15 protein-coding genes are annotated in these 16,921 nt (G+C 51.7%); 9 read left to right on the top strand and 6 right to left on the bottom strand.

Going from position 1 to position 16,921, the window contains the following annotated elements; all coding sequences use genetic code 11:
* Positions 1-288: 288 nt before the first annotated feature.
* Both K5Y30_RS17190 and K5Y30_RS17185 read right to left on the bottom strand, forming a co-directional pair.
* Positions 289-1,329 (bottom strand): AI-2E family transporter, encoded by a 1,041-nt coding sequence (locus tag K5Y30_RS17190; protein ID WP_222212401.1) that lies wholly within the window; start codon positions 1,327-1,329, stop codon positions 289-291.
* A gap of 125 nt (positions 1,330-1,454) precedes the next feature.
* A complete protein-coding gene (locus K5Y30_RS17185) occupies positions 1,455-4,142 on the bottom strand; it encodes a cation-transporting P-type ATPase (protein WP_222212399.1) in 2,688 nt (895 codons plus the stop codon).
* 850 nt (positions 4,143-4,992) lie between these two features.
* On the opposite strand from K5Y30_RS17185, the gene K5Y30_RS17180 reads away from it, so the two are divergent.
* From K5Y30_RS17180 to K5Y30_RS17170, 3 genes are read left to right on the top strand one after another with little or no spacing between them, the layout of a single operon-like run.
* Positions 4,993-5,988, top strand: coding sequence for an efflux RND transporter periplasmic adaptor subunit (locus tag K5Y30_RS17180; RefSeq protein WP_255606710.1), 996 nt, complete (start codon positions 4,993-4,995; stop codon positions 5,986-5,988).
* A complete protein-coding gene (locus tag K5Y30_RS17175; protein WP_222212395.1) occupies positions 5,988-9,050 on the top strand; it encodes an efflux RND transporter permease subunit in 3,063 nt (1,020 codons plus the stop codon). Before K5Y30_RS17180 ends, K5Y30_RS17175 begins: the two co-directional genes overlap by 1 nt.
* Complete coding sequence (locus K5Y30_RS17170; protein WP_222212393.1) at positions 9,047-10,012, top strand: acyltransferase; 966 nt, start codon at positions 9,047-9,049, stop codon at positions 10,010-10,012. Before K5Y30_RS17175 ends, K5Y30_RS17170 begins: the two co-directional genes overlap by 4 nt.
* Here K5Y30_RS17170 and K5Y30_RS17165 read toward each other — a convergent pair.
* From K5Y30_RS17165 to K5Y30_RS24865, 3 genes are all read right to left on the bottom strand, one after another.
* Positions 9,999-11,516: a carboxylesterase gene (locus K5Y30_RS17165; protein WP_222212391.1), complete on the bottom strand. Its 1,518-nt coding sequence runs from the start codon at positions 11,514-11,516 to the stop codon at positions 9,999-10,001. The two genes, K5Y30_RS17170 and K5Y30_RS17165, sit on opposite strands and share 14 nt — an antisense overlap.
* On the bottom strand, positions 11,506-12,024 hold the full coding sequence (gene pagP, locus K5Y30_RS17160; protein WP_255606709.1) for a lipid IV(A) palmitoyltransferase PagP: 519 nt from the start codon (positions 12,022-12,024) through the stop codon (positions 11,506-11,508). The genes K5Y30_RS17165 and pagP overlap by 11 nt, the downstream gene beginning before the upstream one ends.
* A 278-nt stretch (positions 12,025-12,302) precedes the next feature.
* Positions 12,303-12,431: a hypothetical protein gene (locus tag K5Y30_RS24865; protein WP_255602586.1), complete on the bottom strand. Its 129-nt coding sequence runs from the start codon at positions 12,429-12,431 to the stop codon at positions 12,303-12,305.
* A 246-nt stretch (positions 12,432-12,677) separates the two neighbouring features.
* Here K5Y30_RS24865 and cspA point away from each other — a divergent pair, with 246 nt between their 5' ends.
* From cspA to K5Y30_RS17130, 6 genes are all read left to right on the top strand, one after another.
* Entirely contained in the window at positions 12,678-12,890 is a 213-nt protein-coding gene (gene cspA / locus K5Y30_RS17155) for an RNA chaperone/antiterminator CspA (protein ID WP_007885867.1), read from the top strand.
* A gap of 273 nt (positions 12,891-13,163) precedes the next feature.
* Positions 13,164-13,781: a dTMP kinase gene (locus K5Y30_RS17150; protein WP_222212387.1), complete on the top strand. Its 618-nt coding sequence runs from the start codon at positions 13,164-13,166 to the stop codon at positions 13,779-13,781.
* A 637-nt stretch (positions 13,782-14,418) separates the two neighbouring features.
* Positions 14,419-14,679 carry a hypothetical protein gene (locus K5Y30_RS17145; protein ID WP_192235272.1) on the top strand — a complete coding sequence of 87 codons (261 nt, stop codon included), beginning with the start codon at positions 14,419-14,421 and terminating at the stop codon, positions 14,677-14,679.
* Positions 14,680-15,105: 426 nt separating this feature from the next.
* On the top strand, positions 15,106-15,375 hold the full coding sequence (locus K5Y30_RS17140) for a hypothetical protein (protein ID WP_192414575.1): 270 nt from the start codon (positions 15,106-15,108) through the stop codon (positions 15,373-15,375).
* A gap of 340 nt (positions 15,376-15,715) precedes the next feature.
* A complete protein-coding gene (gene ycgZ, locus K5Y30_RS17135) occupies positions 15,716-15,958 on the top strand; it encodes a regulatory protein YcgZ (RefSeq protein WP_101761241.1) in 243 nt (80 codons plus the stop codon).
* Positions 15,959-16,207: 249 nt separating this feature from the next.
* Positions 16,208-16,492 carry a biofilm development regulator YmgB/AriR family protein gene (locus K5Y30_RS17130; protein ID WP_101761240.1) on the top strand — a complete coding sequence of 95 codons (285 nt, stop codon included), beginning with the start codon at positions 16,208-16,210 and terminating at the stop codon, positions 16,490-16,492.
* Between the two features lie 114 nt (positions 16,493-16,606).
* On the opposite strand, the gene K5Y30_RS17125 is transcribed toward K5Y30_RS17130, so the two are convergent.
* Positions 16,607-16,858 (bottom strand): biofilm development regulator YmgB/AriR family protein, encoded by a 252-nt coding sequence (locus K5Y30_RS17125; RefSeq protein WP_101761239.1) that lies wholly within the window; start codon positions 16,856-16,858, stop codon positions 16,607-16,609.
* Positions 16,859-16,921: the final 63 nt, after the last annotated feature.

Genomic DNA, 16,921 nt, shown 5'->3' with positions numbered 1-16,921 from the left:
ATCTGCTGCGTCACGGGCCGTCCTCGCGCCGCTAGCGCGGTGCCTTCGGCTTCCACGTTGTGCCGACGGACCGTTCGGGGATCGGCCGTCCTGGCCGGCCCCGAACTGCCTCACGCATCCATGCGTGAGGCTCCTGGCCCAACGTAAAAGCCTCAGCGCTGCGGATAGCCCTTTCGCCGCAGCAGACGCGCCAGCGCCTCTCACAATGTAGCCGTTTTCAACCACACGCACTGAAGCCCCGGCCGGCCTGCGCACTCACCATTGAGAAAATAATAAGCGAATCGCCATTTATGGCGACAGGTTTGTTAAATGCTCTCCCTGCTTTTCATTCCCAGCGCTCGCCAGTAATATCTTTTTCAACATAAACGTCAGCGGAATTGCCAGAATTGCACCGATGATGCCCAACAAGGATTGCCAGATAAGAAACGCCAGCAGCTGTGTGGTAAGCGCCATATTCAATCGTTTGCCCAATAAAAACGGCTCAATGACTGAACTCAGAATCAAATTCAACGCCACGAAGAACAGTGCGACCACCAATGCGGTTTGGATATCGTACAGCATATAACTTTGCAGCACTGGCGGGATGGCCGCCATAAATGAACCCAGCACCGGAATATAGTTGAAGACAAACATCAACACACCCCAGAAAAAGGCGAACTTCAGGCCAAGAAGATGAGCACCCGCCCAGACAATAATGCCGCCGACAATACTGGTCAGGGTTTTAACCTGAGCATAAACGATAACGCTTTGCACACCCTCTTCAAGCGCCACATAATAGCGCTGATATTTCCCTTCGGCCTGTTTGCGTAGCAGGATTTTTAAATTTCTCATTTCATACAGCATGAAAAACAGCATCAGAAATACCATCAGCCACCAGGAAAGAATGCTGGGTATTTGCGTGAGAAAACCCGTGACAAAGCGCACCACCGCACCCGCATCAACAAACGCCAGCATGTCGTTGGGCGTTAAAACCAGGCCCAAATGACTAAATGTCTGCGTCACCGGCTCGAAGCGTTCGGCCAGTAACTGCGGTGCCTGGCGGCTGAGCTGGATTAAATCGGGGGTTAATACCGTAAGTTTGATGATGGTGAACACAATCACCAGTAACAGCAGCACAATCACCAGCAGCGATGAAAGCAGACGCGGCACGCGTTTTATTTCGAGCCGACTGATTAACGGATCGAGCATAATCGCCAGAAACAATGACAGCATCACCTGATTAATTAATGCCGATGCCAGATAGATACCGGTGAGAATTATGGTCAGCGTGGCGAGAATTAACAATACGCGCAAAAGCCTCGGCCATAAAGGAAACTCGTTCAGTCCCATTATTAAGATCCTTCATCCTATACAAAATGTATTATAGAGAAAAACCTGTGCGCTGGGCCTTGTTTGAGGTCAAGTGACGAAAAACATTCAGGCCGTGATTGCATCGGCCTGAATGTCACTCGCTATTAATTGATTCTGAATCTCCGCGTTAATGGTTTTTCGATTTCGACAATAAAAAACATCACGAAGCCAATGATCAGCGTAATAATCCAGTAGCGTAACGGTAGCGCGGTGGTACCAAACAGCACCTGCATAAAGGGCGCGTAAATAATCAGCAATTGCAAAACTAACAGCACGCCGCTGACGATCCAGATGCCCTTATTCATCAGCAAACCTTTGCTCAATGAGAAGCCGTCAGAAACTCGGCAGTTCAGCATATAGAACCACTGCGCCGTCACCAGCGTTTGTAATAACACGGTACGAATAAATTCTGGTGAATAGCCGCGCGGTTGCAGCCAGGCTTCCAGCACAAAGGCGCTGATGGCGATCATCGAACCGACAAAAATCACGCGCCAGATGGCGAAACCATCCATCACATGCAGCTTGGGATCGCGCGGCGGACGACGCATGATATTTTGTTCACCCGCTTCAAATGCCAGGCCGAAGGAGAGCGTGGCGGAAGTCGCCATGTTCATCCACAGAATCAACACCGGCGTCAGCGGAATTAAGTTACCGGCCAGCAAGGCAATGATGATCAGCAAGCCCTGCGCGAGGTTGGTCGGCATGATGAACAAAATGGTCTTTTTCAGGTTGTCATAGACACGGCGCCCTTCCCGCACCGCGCTGGCGATAGTGGCGAAGTTATCGTCCGTCAGTACCATATCGGCGGCTTCTTTAGTCACTTCAGTGCCTTTAATCCCCATGGCGATACCGACATCCGCCTGCTTCAGCGCGGGCGCATCGTTAACGCCATCGCCGGTCATCCCGACCACCTCTTTTTTGCTTTGCAGCGCCTGCACCAGACGGAATTTATCTTCCGGGCTGGTACGGGCAAAGATGTCGTACGCCTGCGCCGCCTCACTCAATTGCTGGTCATCCATCACTTCCAGCTCGCGTCCGGTGATGGCGGTGCTGGCGTTACCGATTCCCAGCATCTGCCCGATACTCATCGCAGTTTGCGGATGGTCGCCGGTGATCATTTTCACGCGAATGCCGGCTTGCAGGCAGTCGCCAATCGCGGTGATGGCTTCCGGTCGCGGTGGATCCATCATCCCGGCGATGCCGAGCAAAATCATGCCCTGATGCAAATCCTGATGCGTCAGCTCAGTTTGTCCTGGCGTGGCCGGTTTCCAGGCCGCCGCCACCATGCGTAATCCTTCGCGCGCATACTCCTCAATTTTGGCTTCCCACCACGGCAGATCGATCGGCTGCAATCCGGCTTCTGTTTGCTGCTGCTGACAATGTCTGAACAGTACGTCTGGCGCGCCGGTCAGCAGCACGCACTCTTCATCGCCAACCAGATAGTGCGTCGACATGTATTTGTATTGCGAATCAAAGGGGATTTTATTGCGCAGTTCGGTGGTGACTGAAGGCAGATGTCCTTTGGCGGCTAGCACTTTAAGTGCGCCTTCCGTCGGGCCGCCGGTGATTTTCCACAGTCCGTTTTCGTCTTTAATCAGCTGGCTGTCGTTACACAGATCGATGGTGCGCAGATAGCGCTCGAGGATCGAGCCTTGCGCCACTTTCACCGGCACAGCGTCATCGGCTTTATGGATGGCGCCCACCGGTTCATAGCTCACGCCATCAACGCGGTAAATCTGATCGGCGGTGATAATCGCTTTCACCGTCATTTCATTCATGGTCAGCGTGCCGGTTTTATCTGAGCAGATCACCGTCATCGCGCCCAGCGTTTCCACGGTAGGCAGCTTGCGGATGATCGCCTGCTGCTTCGCCATGGTTTGCACGCCAAGCGACAGAATGATCGAGATAATCGCCGGTAACCCTTCGGGAACCGATGCCACCGCAAGGCTAATCAGAGACAGCATCAGCTCTGAAACCGGCATATCGCGGAACAGCAAACTGAAGACAAACAGCGCGGCCATCATCGCCAGGATGATCAGGAAAATGGCTTTACCGAGTTTATCCATCTGCACCAGCAGCGGCGTGCGGTGCTTTTCGATATCGGACATCATCTGGTTGATGTGCCCAAGTTCCGTGGCGCCACCGGTAGCAACCACCAGCCCTTTGCCACCGCCCGAACTAACGGTGGTGCCCGAGAACAGCAGATTGGTACGATCGCCCAGCGGCAGCTCGCCGATGAGCGCGTCCGTGCTCTTCTCGACCACAGTGGATTCGCCCGTCAGAATCGCTTCTTCGACGCGCAGGTTATGCGCCTCAATGACGCGCAGATCCGCCGGGATGCGGTCGCCGGCGCGGATCACCACCACATCACCCGGTACCAGCGCGGTGGTGGGCAGCGTCTCGTGATTTCCCGCGCGAATCACCACCGTTTCGCTGGAGAGCATATTGCGGATACTTTCCAGGGATTTTTCCGCATTGCTCTCCTGAATGTGGCCAATCAGGGCATTCACCACCGCCACGCCGAGAATCACCAGCGTATCGACCCAGTGTCCCATGACGGCAGTCAGCAGCGCGGCGGCCAGCAAAACGTAGATCAGCACATCGTTGAAGTGAGCGAGAAAACGTAGCCAAACCGGCTTGCCGGGTTTCTGTGGCAGGGCATTTTCCCCGTACTGTGTTAGGCGCGCCGCCGCTTCAGCACTACTGATTCCCTCGGTGGAACTTTGCGTACTGGCCAGCGTTTCATCGACAGAAAGTTGATAATAGGTACTTTCCGGTTTAGCAGTATTCATCGCTTTCTCCTCAAATCCTGTTTCGGAAATCAAGGCGGTGATATCCCGTATTTAACAAGTCGCCATTGAACGAAAAGATCAGACCTGATTCATCCGGTGGAAGAAGCGGTCCGTTTCAGATTGAAATATATGTAGTTAATGGCTGCTCAGCGGCAATGAAGCAGCCCTATTTTCTATACGAAATTGAAAGTATTTTGTAAAATGAACGCTATAAACGTAGCACAGGGATATTCAACGCATTCATTTCTCAATAAAAGTCGCGAGGCGGAAACCATTTATCTCATCAGACTTATCCGATCGCGGAAAATAATAAAAATATAGTGTGATAATTCATAAGGCTGGGAAATTTAAAGCCAATATTCAGGTTACTTTACACTGATATTTTATATCGAGATTACGGATTTAATACCTAGAAAAATGAGCTTTACTGGATTTAAATCTGGTTAATTTCATCAAAAATATTACAAGCCATCTGCCTTTACTTTTTTTGACATCTGCGTCTATGCTCATCGATAACAAAAACATCCTGTTAATACTTCTCACCTTTTAAGGCGATGGCGCAGTTTTTCTGTGGTCATAGTTAATGGAGGCAACGATGTATGGTTATAGCCTGCTCCGACTGAGTCTTTATGTTGTCATTGCGATCGTTACCTGCTCCGCCGTAGGACTATTCACCTACGCGGTTGTCTCTATGCTTGGTAATTAATTATCCACTCACAATATTGCCAACAATGGATTCGTTGTTGCTGAGGATAAAACAGTGACTCGTTATATTACGCTGGCTGCCATTGTTATATTTTTAACAACGGGTTGCGATCAAAAAACACAGGAAGTCACGCCACCGCCGCGCATGGTGAAAGTCGTTGAAGTTGTGGCATCCGGCGAATCTCAGCAACGTATCTTCCCGGCGCGCATTGAATCCGGCGACTCCACCGATTTGTCGTTCAAACGTGCAGGACAGATTGAATCGCTGGATATTCGCCAGGGCAACCGCATCGAGCAGGGCCAGCTCATCGCCAGGCTTACGGCGCGGGAAGCGCAGCAGCGCGTTAATGAGCGCCAGACCGCCGCCACGCTTGCCCAGCGGCAATTTGCCCGCTTCCAGACGCTCTCCGGCCGCCAGGCGATTTCGCAGGCAGACATGGACGTGCAGCGCGCCAACCGCGATGCGGCCAATGCCGCGCTGCAAATTGCCCGTGAGGAGTTAAGCCAGATGACGCTAACCGCGCCGTTCAGCGGCGTGGCCGCCGCGGTTAACGTGCGCAATCATCAGGTAGTTGCCGCCGGACAAACCATCGCCACCTTGACTCGCAACGATCTGCTCGACGTGGTGTTCAGCGTACCGGAAAACCTGTTTACCGCGCTGGATATGCGCAACCTGACCTATCGCCCGGTGGTGCGCATCAACTCATTGCCGGATCGCGAATTCCAGGCCGAGTACAAAGAGCACACCGGCAGCAGCAACAGCAACTCGCTGACGTGGCAGATCATTTTAACTATGCCGCGCCCGGCCGATTTCCCGGCGGTGGGCGGCGTCAGTGGCACGGTGACGATTAACCTCGCCAATCTACCCGCCAACGTGAATCGCGAATCGTTAGTGGTGCCGGTGGAAGCGGTATTCAATCCCGATAACAGCCAGCGCAACGAGCCGCATGTCTGGGTGGTGCAAGGCAGCGGCGATCAATTGAAGTTAGAGGATCGCAAAGTCAGCGTGGGCGAAGTGACCGATCGCGGCGTGGTGATTACTGCCGGGCTGCACGCCGGTGAACGCGTGGTCGCTGCTGGCGTCAACGAGCTGCATGCTCAACAACCGGTACGCATCTGGACGCGTGAGCGGGGGCTGTAATGGATATCTCCCGGCAGTTTATCGACAATCCGGTCCGCGTCTGGCTGGCGATTCTGTTACTGGGCGTCGGCGGCATTTTTGCTCTGCTCAATATTGGCCGTCTGGAAGATCCGGCATTTACCATTAAGACTGCGGTGGTTGTCACCCACTATCCCGGCGCGTCTGCTCAGCAGGTGGAAGAGGAAGTCACCTTGCCACTGGAAAATGCGCTGCAGCAGTTGCCCTATCTGGACAATGTCAGCTCCATCTCTTCCAACGGCCTGTCACAGATTACCGTCAACATAGACTCGCGTTATCACTCCAACGCGTTGCCGCAAATCTGGGATGAACTGCGGCGCAGAGTCGGCGACGCGGCGCGTTTCTTTCCCCCCGGCGTAGCCGCGCCGTTCGTTAACGATGATTTTGGCGATGTGTTTGGTTTCTTCTTCGCTATTTCTGGCGACAACTTCAGTAATCCGGAACTGGTGCAATACGCGGAACAGCTGCGACGTGAACTGGTGCTGGTGCCGGGCGTCGGTAAAGTGGCGCTGGGCGGCGTGATCCCGCAGCAAATTAATATCGATGTCTCCTTAACGATGATGGCCGCGCGCGGCATTACGCTGCCGCAGCTCGCCAGCGTGCTAAGTCGGCTCAACGTGGTCTCCAATGCGGGCGACATCAAAGCCGGCACGGAATCGATCCGTCTGCATCCGACCGGCGAGTTTCAAAACATCGAGGAGTTGGGCGACTTGCTGGTCAGCCCGCCGGGCGATCACGCCACCACCCGATTGCGCGATATCGCTACGCTGTCGCGCGGGCTGAGCGAATCGCCCGCCAGCATTTACCACGCCAGCGGACGTCCGGCGGTCACCATGGGAATTTCGTTTATTCCCGGTGTGAATGTGATTGATGTCGGGCGCGCGCTGGAGGCCAAACTGCAGCAGATGTCGGCAGAAAAACCGGCGGGCATTCAGATCAATGTGTTTTACGATCAGGCCGCCGAAGTGGCGCACTCGGTGAATGGCTTCATAGCCAACTTCCTGATGGCGCTGGCGATTGTCGTCGGCGTGCTGCTGATATTTATGGGTGTGCGCAGCGGCATTATCATCGCGTTGTCGCTGGCGCTCAATGTGCTGGGCACGCTGCTGATCATGTATCTGTGCGGCATTGAGTTGCAGCGCATCTCGCTGGGCGCGCTGATTATCGCGCTGAGCATGCTAGTGGATAATGCAATTGTGATTGTCGAAGGCGTGCTGATCGCGCGTCAGCAAAACTCGCCGCTGATGACCACCATCAACTTTGTGATTCGCCGCACCGCCTTCCCCCTGCTGGGCGCGACGATTATCGCCATTCTGGCGTTTGCGCCAATTGGTCTTTCGCAGGATTCCACCGGCGAGTACTGCAAATCGCTGTTTCAGGTATTGCTGATTTCCCTGCTGCTGAGCTGGTTCTCGGCGCTCACTATCACGCCAGTGCTGATCAAATGGTGGCTGTTTAAAACACAGGAACCTACTAAAGCTGCGGCTGAAGTTTCACCTTATGACGGCGGTTTTTATCGCCTTTATCAGCGCATCTTGCAGGTGTTGCTCAGGCAAAAAACCCTCACGCTTTCGCTGATGGCGGTGCTGCTGGCGCTGGCGATTTGGGGCTTTGGATCGGTGCGGCAAAACTTCTTCCCTTCAGCCAATACGCCGATCTTCTTCGTCGATCTCTGGCTGCCGTACGGCACCGATATCAACGCCACCGAGCAGATGGCCAGCGACGTTGAAAAATCGATTACCGGGCAGCAAGGCGTGGTGTCTACCGTCACCACCATTGGCCAGGGCAGCATGCGCTTTATCCTCACTTACAACGGGCAGCGTCAGTACAGCAATTATGCGCAAATCATGGTGCGCATGGACGATCAGCGTAATATCGCCGCGCTGTCACACCGTATCGATGCCTATATTGCGCGCCAGTATCCGCAGGTGAATGCCAGCACCAAACGCGTGATGTTTGGCCCTTCAGGCGGCAGCGCAATTGAGGTGCGTATCAAAGGCCCCGATCCTGACAGAATGCGCCTGATCGCCAGCCAGGTGGCCGACATCCTCACCGCCGATCCCGCCACCGACAGCGTGCGCAATGACTGGCAAAACCGCAGCAAGGTAATTCGCCCGCAGTTCAATCTGGCGCTGGGCCGCGAGCTGGGCGTCGATAAGCAGGAAGTGGATAACGCGCTGGAGATGAATTTCACCGGCAGCCGCGTTGGGCTGTATCGTGAAGGCGCTGACCTGCTGCCGGTTATTGTGCGGCCACCGGCCAGTGAACGTCAGGACGCTAATCATCTCAATAACGTGCTGGTGTGGAGCCAGAGCCAGCAGCAGTACATCCCTCTCAGCAACGTGGTGAGCGGTTTTACGCTGCAATGGGAAGACCCGCTGATTCTGCGCCGCGATCGCAGCCGCGTACTCACCGTGCAGACCGATCCGAATCCGCTCAGCAACGATACCTCCGGCGATATTGTGGCGCGCGTGAAGCCGCAGATTGAGCAGATCCCGCTACCGCACGGCTACAGCATTGAGTGGGGCGGCGATGCGGAGAGCTCCAGTGAAGCGCAGCAAGGCGTGTTTACTTCGCTGCCGCTGGGTTATCTGGTGATGTTTATGATCACCGTGCTGATGTTTAGCTCGCTGAAAAACGCCGTCGCTATCTGGCTGACGGTGCCGCTGGCGCTGATTGGCGTAACGCCGGGCTTTTTGATCACCGGGATTCCGTTTGGCTTTATGGCGTTAATCGGGCTGCTAAGTCTGAGCGGCATGCTGATTCGTAACGGCATTGTGCTGGTCGAAGAGATTGAACAGCAGAAGCTGTTGAAGCCGCAGGTTGAAGCGATCATCTACGCCGCCACTTCGCGTCTGCGCCCTATTCTGCTGACCGCCTTCACAACCGTGCTTGGGTTGGCGCCGCTACTGCGCGATGTATTCTTCCAGAGCATGGCGGTGGTGATCATGTTTGGTCTTGGCTTTGCCACGGTGCTGACGCTGCTGGTGCTGCCGGTGATTTACGCCTGCTTCCATCGCCAACAGGTGGCGACTGCATCATGAATGTGACTGGCCTCAACGTGATTAAAACGCTGGGATGTATGACGGCGGTGACGTTTTTTACCGTGTATAACACCTGGGATCGCTACGATTACGATTATCACTGGATTCTGGCGTTTCTGACCTTTATCTCCACCATCGCCACGCCGCTTTTTTTTGTCGTCGCCGGGATTATGGATGCCCGTTCCGAGCAGGATGTAAACTGGCAGATGGGCAAGATTCGCAATCTGGTGATCGTGTTTCTGTTCTGGATGACGGTCTATTACCTGTGGGAACCGTATCAGCGCGGCTACCTGATCCAGCCATGGTTCATCTTCTCGTTCATTATCATCTACAGCTTTCACCCGCTGATGATCTGGCTTAGCCAGCATCGACGCGCGTTCGTTGCACTGGTGTTTGCGTTGCTGGCGTTCTCATATTGCTACGATTTGCTGGCGGTGCTGCATCCGGACGACCCGCTGTTCCGGCTTGAACCGCAGTATCGGCTCTGGACCTGGCTGCTGTTTTACTTAACCGGCCAGCTGCTGTGCGATCCGCTGATTAATGACTGGATGGAGCGCAAAAAGGTGGCGCGCGGCGCCGTGATCGCCCTGCCCTTTATCTATCTGTTTACCTGGTTTTATGAGCAGCACTTTTTCTTTGCGCTATTTAAAGCCGATCGCAACGCCTTTATTCTCACTGGCTCGCAGATTTATCTGCTGGTGGTGGTGCTGGTGATCGCCGCCAGTCAGGTGCGCTTTCGCCGCAATGTGGCGGTTAAAGAGACCATTCTGGCGACCATCAGCAAAACCATGACCGGCGTCTATATTCTTCACTACTCGGTTTTCCATCTGCTCACCGCGCTGATTCCCATCACCTCGCTGGCGACTAAGCTGACGCTGATTGCCGTGACCTTTGCCGCTTCGGTGCTGCTCTCCAGAGTGATCCTCGCCAGCGGCTGGCTGAAAAAAGTCATAACGCTTTGATGCAGGCCGGCAGATTGCTCTGACTGCTGCAGTCAATGCGCCCCTTGATTTGCAACATCATGTAATCGAAAAACGGATTGGAAGTGTTGCGCATCAGCGTATCCAGCCCAACGATCAGGCTGGCGGTTTCACCGCGCAGCGACATGGTGCCAAAGCTAATGCCATAGCGATTCTTTTCCGTTGGCTCGCGGCCATACAGCGAGTCGCTGAGCGGGAACGGCACGGCAATGTGCGATAACGAATAGGTATCCTGCGGCCAGGCTTCATGCATCGAACGCACGATCTCTTGCGTTTGATCCGCCGCTGTAATGCGCGCCACGGTTTGATAGGTGGTCGGTGACGCGTTAGTGATGACCGTTGATGCATAGCGGCGCGGCGCAGGCGGCAACAAATTATTGACCGCTGAGTAGAGCGCGGGCCTGAACAGCGCGCGCAAGTTCGCCGCCTGGTTGACGTCGAACATCACCAGTTCACTGCCGTTATCCGGCAGATAGCGATAGAACGCATTGACCACTGCGCGGGTGCTGACGGTGGAATCCAGCACTGACTGGAAGGTCAGCACCGGAGGAAACGCCGGCATGCTGCCGCCGCGAATCACATGCAGCAGCTGATCCTGCATCGCCTGAGTCAGCAGCCACGATTGCCGCGCCGCGCGTACCGGGAACGAGTTGTACTTAAAAGGATTGTATTCGGGGATGATGCTCAGCCACGCCGCTTTGGCGAAGCCGGGGATGATGGCTGGCCAGCCGGCTAAGCCAGCAAAGCGCGCATAAGCGGTGACGCCAATCATCGGCGACAGCAATACCAGCTGTTGCGGCTTGCGCAGCGCGCTATTTTGCAACGTATCGAGGCTGTATTTCACCGCCAGCGCGCCGCCGTTCGAATAACCAACCAGATGCAAAGGTACGTTGCTACCCGCCAGGCGTGTCGCTTCGCGCACCGCTAAGCGGGTTGCCGCCATCCACATTTGCCAGTCAACTTTGGTGAGCGAACCGGGCGCCGTGCCGTGTCCCGGCAGCCGCGGCACTACCGCCACAAAACCCTTCTGCTGATACGCCTGCGCCAGATAGCGCATGCTGTACGGCGAATCGGTTAATCCATGCAGCAGCACCACCGCACCTTTCGCTTTTCCTTCTGGCTCGAGGATATATGAGCGATTCCAGTCGGTGTCGAATCGCGCCGGATAAACCGGGCTTTGCGCGTTAAAGCGGTTGAGCGCCGTTTTCTCATCGTCACTGAGCTGGTCGGTCACGTTGAGCTTCATGTCGTGGAAAATCGCTGCTTCACGCGTCAGATAATCCGCGAAGCTGGCGTGATCAATCTCATCCACCGACATTTCATCCGCCGACCACGTATGCCAGCGATGCAACGGCGGTCCCTGTTCGGATTGATAACCACGGATCACCAGGAACATCACCAGCAAAACCAGCAAGCCTAACGCTACGCGCTTGAGCACTTTGCTGATGCGATCTTTATGCAACGCGTTGACGGAATCAGAAGGCATAGCGAACCCAGGCAAACAGCACGTTACCGTTATTGTAAGTGCCGGGAATATAGGTGAACTGCACGTTGAAACGTTTATAACCGGCGGAGAACAGTGGCAGCACGATGGGCAGCGGCACGTAATTGGCGAAGTCATCGCGCGCGGTAATGCCGGCGGTTAGCCCGAGACCGAGACGAAAATCGCGCGATTGATCCAGATACCAGCCTTTCTCCCAGCCATAACCAATGATCGGCTGCCATTCGTTATGGGAATCTTTAAACGCCATCGCGTAGAGCGCGCTCCAGTTACCGTCTTCATTGATGCGCGAGACGCCCAACCCGCCGCCCCATGGCGTTTCATTGTAGTTATCGGTTTTATCTTTATCGTAAGCAAAACGAGCATGCCAGCTGATGAAAGGCAGATAGAGATCGTAATACTGCGGTTCCTGCCAGGTTTGTGAAACGTCCTGCTTGAGCCATTCCCAGCCATCGCTGATCGTGTTGGCCGCCGAGGCGGGACAGACAAACATGGACAGAGTAAGCAACCAGGCCGCCTGAAGAGTACGCATCATGTATGCCTCTGAAATTCACCGCCGCGAAAAGGAGTGGAAAAGCTGACGTGCTCACCAAGCAGATCAAGCCACTTAACCGGTAAGATTATAGTTGCTTGTTATTGCTATAGGAAATGACCTGGATTAGCTGTTATCGCGCTTTCAACCAAAACACGCCAAAGAGATATGTCGATAAAATGCGTTTTTTTAAACATGTCAAAAGAGATCGAGAAGCCCAATGTGGGCTCCTTAGTTTTTTAACAGAACGGTCCCCAGATAATCGCCACGCCAATCAGTAGCATCATTACGCAGATAACAAACCATACGGCGATGACCGGCGCGGCAAAGCGCAGCCAAAGATGAAGCGTAACCGGCCGTTCAGCCATCCAGGCCTTTAAATGGTTAAAATAAATAAACATATTCGTTGCTAAATTATTATCGCTATGTCTTAATGCGTCATCGGTTTGGAACACAGACCTTATGAAAGCAGTTTTAGTAAAGCAGTCCTCAGTTCAAGTGTTATCCCTAGATATCCTTCTTCGAGAGCCTCCTCCTAAGTGCCCAATAAGTAAATCTTTCACTTCAGGCCAATTTTCGCCGCTACAAGTGGCTCATCAATTAAGGAATTATCTATGTCTAACAAAATGACTGGTTTAGTAAAATGGTTTAACTCTGATAAAGGTTTTGGCTTTATCACTCCTAACGATGGCAGCAAGGATGTTTTCGTCCATTTCTCTGCAATCCAGAGCGACAACTACAAAACTCTTGATGAAGGTCAGCAAGTTTCCTTCACCATCGAAAATGGCGCCAAAGGCCCAGCAGCGGGCAACGTTACTCCGCTGTAAGCCGCGCTCATTATCAGCAGCGCTTACAATAGCGATGAAGACAATAGTCTGAGCAGATAAGCACCGCTGATAATAAAAAAACCCGCCTTGTGCGGGTTTTTTATTGCCTGAAATTTGGTGTGACTAAGGTTTGCGTAGTGAATAAACTGCTCGCCAGCGAAGTCGGTAGCTTCACCGGACGTAGAAAGTGGACACCGGTTAATAAGAAGGAAATAGGATGCTTTTGCCCGATTTGAATTTCACACAAACGCTACATCACCCGTCATTTCAACTATGAGCCGTCCGCTGTTTGTTTCTCTGGACGGGCCCAAAGGGGTTGGCAAAACCACGCTGTTGGAAGCCATCACGAAAGTACTCAGGGCTGATAACATCAAGGTAATCCGGCTTTGCGAGAAAAAAAGCGATCCCTTCAGGAGAGAAACAATGGCTCTGGTGAATAGGCTGGCCAGAAATCCCTCCATGGATTTAGAGTGGGAAGTTTGTGCGCGCTTTGCTGATAGCCGTGCATGGATTTCCCAACATGTGCTGACTAAACAGCCACCGGACAGCATCATTTTGATGGATCGCTGGTACCCGTCTGATGCCGCGTTTCGCCGGATGGTTCCATTTGCTGAGATTTTACAGTTAAACATTGATCGAAACGTGCAAGAGCCGGACCTACATGTCGGGGTTGTTACTGCGCCTGAAATTTCATGGGCAAGGGCCGCGGCCAGAACGCGCGGGTTAAGTAGTACGGTGATGCTTAAGCTGGAAGATCATGTCGCTTGTACTCAGTCGTTCGAGCGAGTCGTTGCTGAACACGGCTGGGTTTTATGCCGTAACGAAAGGATGTTCGAACACGCAACCATGCAGGTTGTAAATGAGATCTACAAACTGCTGAATGCCCTTTAGGCAACAGTTCTGCGGACACTTTTTCTGCCGCATCCCGTTAGACCTATTAGTGGAAACACATCACTCTGACTGCACACTGAACACATCCGTCCATGGTTATTAGTTGCTACTCGGGCTAACTGTACATCGGTGTAATCCATGAAAGTTCTACAGACGCACGTCTTGTGGATACGCTATGGCTGGGTGGGGCTCCAGATATAACAGCGCGGTGCATAATATGCAGCTGGTGTCCGCCAACTTCCGCGTAATAAGCTGGCTATCCGTAAATGTAACGAAACCAATATCGTTACCTGCAAAGGGTTTTATTGCATCCTTGCGCTTTCATATTTATACAGCTGTTCATGGATTACTTTAGAATTAAATATATCAGCCCTTTTTGTAGTGCCTTACCATTATTTCACCGAGTCAATATCCATCATTGAGAAGCGCTTAACACCTTTAACATTAAACCTCTTTCATGCAAAATTGTACATAATATCACCCTGCATTAGCACCTAATAACGGCAGTGAATAGTCACTTAGAAAATATATAAATCTAAGATTTCATGACTTTTAGGAATTAACCTTTAGCTAAATCCGTCATAGCGCCTACAGTTTAAGTCGAGGTTGTCATAAACGTGAAAATGGAGGATGGTTAATGTCTTTTCAACACGACGGGAAAGGCTACGTCATTATTGGCGAAGCGGCACTGAGTATTGCCTTGGGACAGAGAGTTGTCAGCGTACAATCACTGATTGACGAACTGGAACATATGGCAAATGCAGGCGGCAGCAAGGCAAGGTTGTCTGATATTTCTGAAGCCACAAAATGGCTGAAGAGTTTCGAAGAGCCCGATCGCGCTGTCCATAACGTGCCATACCTGCAAACGCTTGCAGGCTTGAACGACGAAACGAACTGACGCCTAAGGACGTAGTCCGGCTCTGGCCGGAAGACGACGACGAAGATGACCTCAACGGTCGCGTTTAACGTGTACCGGCTGGAGAAAATGTCAGGGACGACACTCTCCCCTTCCTTAATTAATCCCCACCTGTCATTTGGCAATATTCATTTCCCATTCCCAAATTACGTATCAAAATCTTCATTAATTGAGGCAAGTTTTATCTTGAAAACGATTTCATTATTTTCCCTCGAAATTTGAGACTTTTCTTTATCATCAAGCAATGCGTTTACATCTGGCATAATTTAAGATAATTATCAGCAAGTTGAGCAGCAACGTTAACATGCAAAATTTGATAAACCGTAATCTCTAAACAATCTTAAAGACCTTAAGGAAGTTTGTTACTACACTATTTCTACGGTAATCGAAAATATTGGAGGAAACGCAGTGTTATTTCATGACGAAGAACAAGGCCATATCATTATTGGCGAGGCAGTGATTAATCTTGCTGTGAGTCAGAAGGAAATCAACATTCACTCCCTCATCATTGAGTTGGGCACCATGGCCGAAGGCGATGCCAGCGACAATAGACTTGCTCAGATAGCCGACGCCAGACGCTGGCTAAAAGCCTTTGTCGAAACCTCCCCACGAAACCGCGAAGAGCTACGTTGGCTTTCAGCATCCAGACATTTACGCCCTATCAACAATGATCGTTAATGGGTGACTAACGTTGATTCAGGCAGAGGATGCGCCTCAGGGCGCTCCGCATTATGTCGATAAGTAAGTGAGTTAAACAGACTTCATTCCCTGAACCTTTCAATACCCCCTCCTCCAGTTAATCGCCCCCTCTCTCTTTGTACAAATTTACCCTTATCTTCAACAACCAGAACCCGACAGCTGATCTCACAACCAAACATAACTACCTGAATAAAAAGGATAAGCATCTTTTGCTTAAAAAGAAAATCTGTACAGATAAATTAATCCTGTACAAGTTTTAAAAGATTGTCTAACTTTATGTTCAGACAGAATCGACTATCCCAACTTTTACGAGGTTCGCATGCGTCAGAGTGTTTCTAAATTTCCCGATACAGCCAGCGATATTGCACATTATTTTAGCAAAGCAAGCGCGCCAACTCAGCAAGAAACGCTAGGTCAAATTGTTGTCGAAATCCTTCGGGCAGGCAAGAACCTTAATCGTAAGGCTATCTGCACTAAACTGTTAAGACGTCTCGAAGTCGCAGCCACTCAAGAAGAAGAACGCCATTATCAGACATTAATCGGCATGCTGTTCGATCGCTAAGTTTTATCTGTTGGCGAGATAAGCCAGTCACGATCCCGTCGAAGGGATTCAGGCTTTAAACCGCTCATTAATGAATTTTTATCCATGAAAGGCGTGCCATAACAGAAATATGCGCTAAATTTAGTTTTGAATGACTTTTAACTGGGTAAATAGCCCAGAAAGCATGGGTTTGTTTAGCCAACACCCAACGCAATAGCGTAAACATCTTTCAAACGTTGCCGCAGAAATATCTGATCACAAGGAGAGAAAATGCAACAAAGCGCACAGCAAACGTCCCGCGAAATAGACATTACTGACTATCTCCAAAACGCAGGTGACAACCTTTCTGCGGAGAAGACACTGATTGACTCCGCCATCCAGACGCTTGAGAGTCAGGGTAAGAGTGTCTCCAATAGCGCCATTATTTTGTACTTCATCTCGGAAATTGAAAACACCACTGACCCGCTGCAACTTGACGCGCTACTCAATGCGTTAAAAATGGTGGTGGGCTTTACTCCGGGTGAAGAAGAACGTTGGGCATTTTTTTACTGGTGAGTAAAGTCTCAGGGACATGAGGATCAGTATTTTTAATATGGATGTAGCGGTCAGAAAAGCGGGGAATTGACACAACTCTCCCCGCTGATAGGCAAATAGAATAGATTGGTTTTATTAATCATCATCATTAGGCGTACGGCCTACAACGATTTCAAGGCAGTTGCGCAGCACATCGAGTTGCTCAATATCTGTCGCACTTTCCAGCTCCGCTATCAGACTCATAATGATGGCCTTGTTCGTTACTCTTCCTCTCTCTGCGATCAATGACTTTACGATGATACCAATGACTTCTTTTTCCTGTGCATATTGGTCACCGGTGCTGTGTAAATAACTCTGCAGGTCTGACTCGATAGTATTCTGCTGCATAAAATATCCTTAATGAGTTGCGCATTTTTTGTCTCTCTTCCACGCACTTAAGCCCTTAGCCGG

Source organism: Pantoea sp. DY-5 (assembly GCF_019795955.1).
Classification (GTDB): domain Bacteria; phylum Pseudomonadota; class Gammaproteobacteria; order Enterobacterales; family Enterobacteriaceae; genus Pantoea; species Pantoea leporis.
Note: the sequence above shows the minus strand (reverse complement) of the source record. Positions and strands in the feature narration are given on the sequence as shown.

What these genes read in the sequence shown, in the direction of transcription:
- K5Y30_RS17190 (WP_222212401.1), bottom strand. Translation starts at nt 1,329, where the DNA reads ATGGGACTGAACGAGTTTCCTTTATGGCCGAGGCTTTTGCGCGTATTG.
- K5Y30_RS17185 (WP_222212399.1), bottom strand. Translation starts at nt 4,142, where the DNA reads ATGAATACTGCTAAACCGGAAAGTACCTATTATCAACTTTCTGTCGAT.
- K5Y30_RS17180 (WP_255606710.1), top strand. Translation starts at nt 4,993, where the DNA reads ATGGTGAAAGTCGTTGAAGTTGTGGCATCCGGCGAATCTCAGCAACGT.
- K5Y30_RS17175 (WP_222212395.1), top strand. Translation starts at nt 5,988, where the DNA reads ATGGATATCTCCCGGCAGTTTATCGACAATCCGGTCCGCGTCTGGCTG.
- K5Y30_RS17170 (WP_222212393.1), top strand. Translation starts at nt 9,047, where the DNA reads ATGAATGTGACTGGCCTCAACGTGATTAAAACGCTGGGATGTATGACG.
- K5Y30_RS17165 (WP_222212391.1), bottom strand. Translation starts at nt 11,516, where the DNA reads ATGCCTTCTGATTCCGTCAACGCGTTGCATAAAGATCGCATCAGCAAA.
- pagP (WP_255606709.1), bottom strand. Translation starts at nt 12,024, where the DNA reads ATGTTTGTCTGTCCCGCCTCGGCGGCCAACACGATCAGCGATGGCTGG.
- K5Y30_RS24865 (WP_255602586.1), bottom strand. Translation starts at nt 12,431, where the DNA reads ATGGCTGAACGGCCGGTTACGCTTCATCTTTGGCTGCGCTTTGCCGCG.
- cspA (WP_007885867.1), top strand. Translation starts at nt 12,678, where the DNA reads ATGTCTAACAAAATGACTGGTTTAGTAAAATGGTTTAACTCTGATAAA.
- K5Y30_RS17150 (WP_222212387.1), top strand. Translation starts at nt 13,164, where the DNA reads ATGAGCCGTCCGCTGTTTGTTTCTCTGGACGGGCCCAAAGGGGTTGGC.
- K5Y30_RS17145 (WP_192235272.1), top strand. Translation starts at nt 14,419, where the DNA reads ATGTCTTTTCAACACGACGGGAAAGGCTACGTCATTATTGGCGAAGCG.
- ycgZ (WP_101761241.1), top strand. Translation starts at nt 15,716, where the DNA reads ATGCGTCAGAGTGTTTCTAAATTTCCCGATACAGCCAGCGATATTGCA.
- K5Y30_RS17130 (WP_101761240.1), top strand. Translation starts at nt 16,208, where the DNA reads ATGCAACAAAGCGCACAGCAAACGTCCCGCGAAATAGACATTACTGAC.
- K5Y30_RS17125 (WP_101761239.1), bottom strand. Translation starts at nt 16,858, where the DNA reads ATGCAGCAGAATACTATCGAGTCAGACCTGCAGAGTTATTTACACAGC.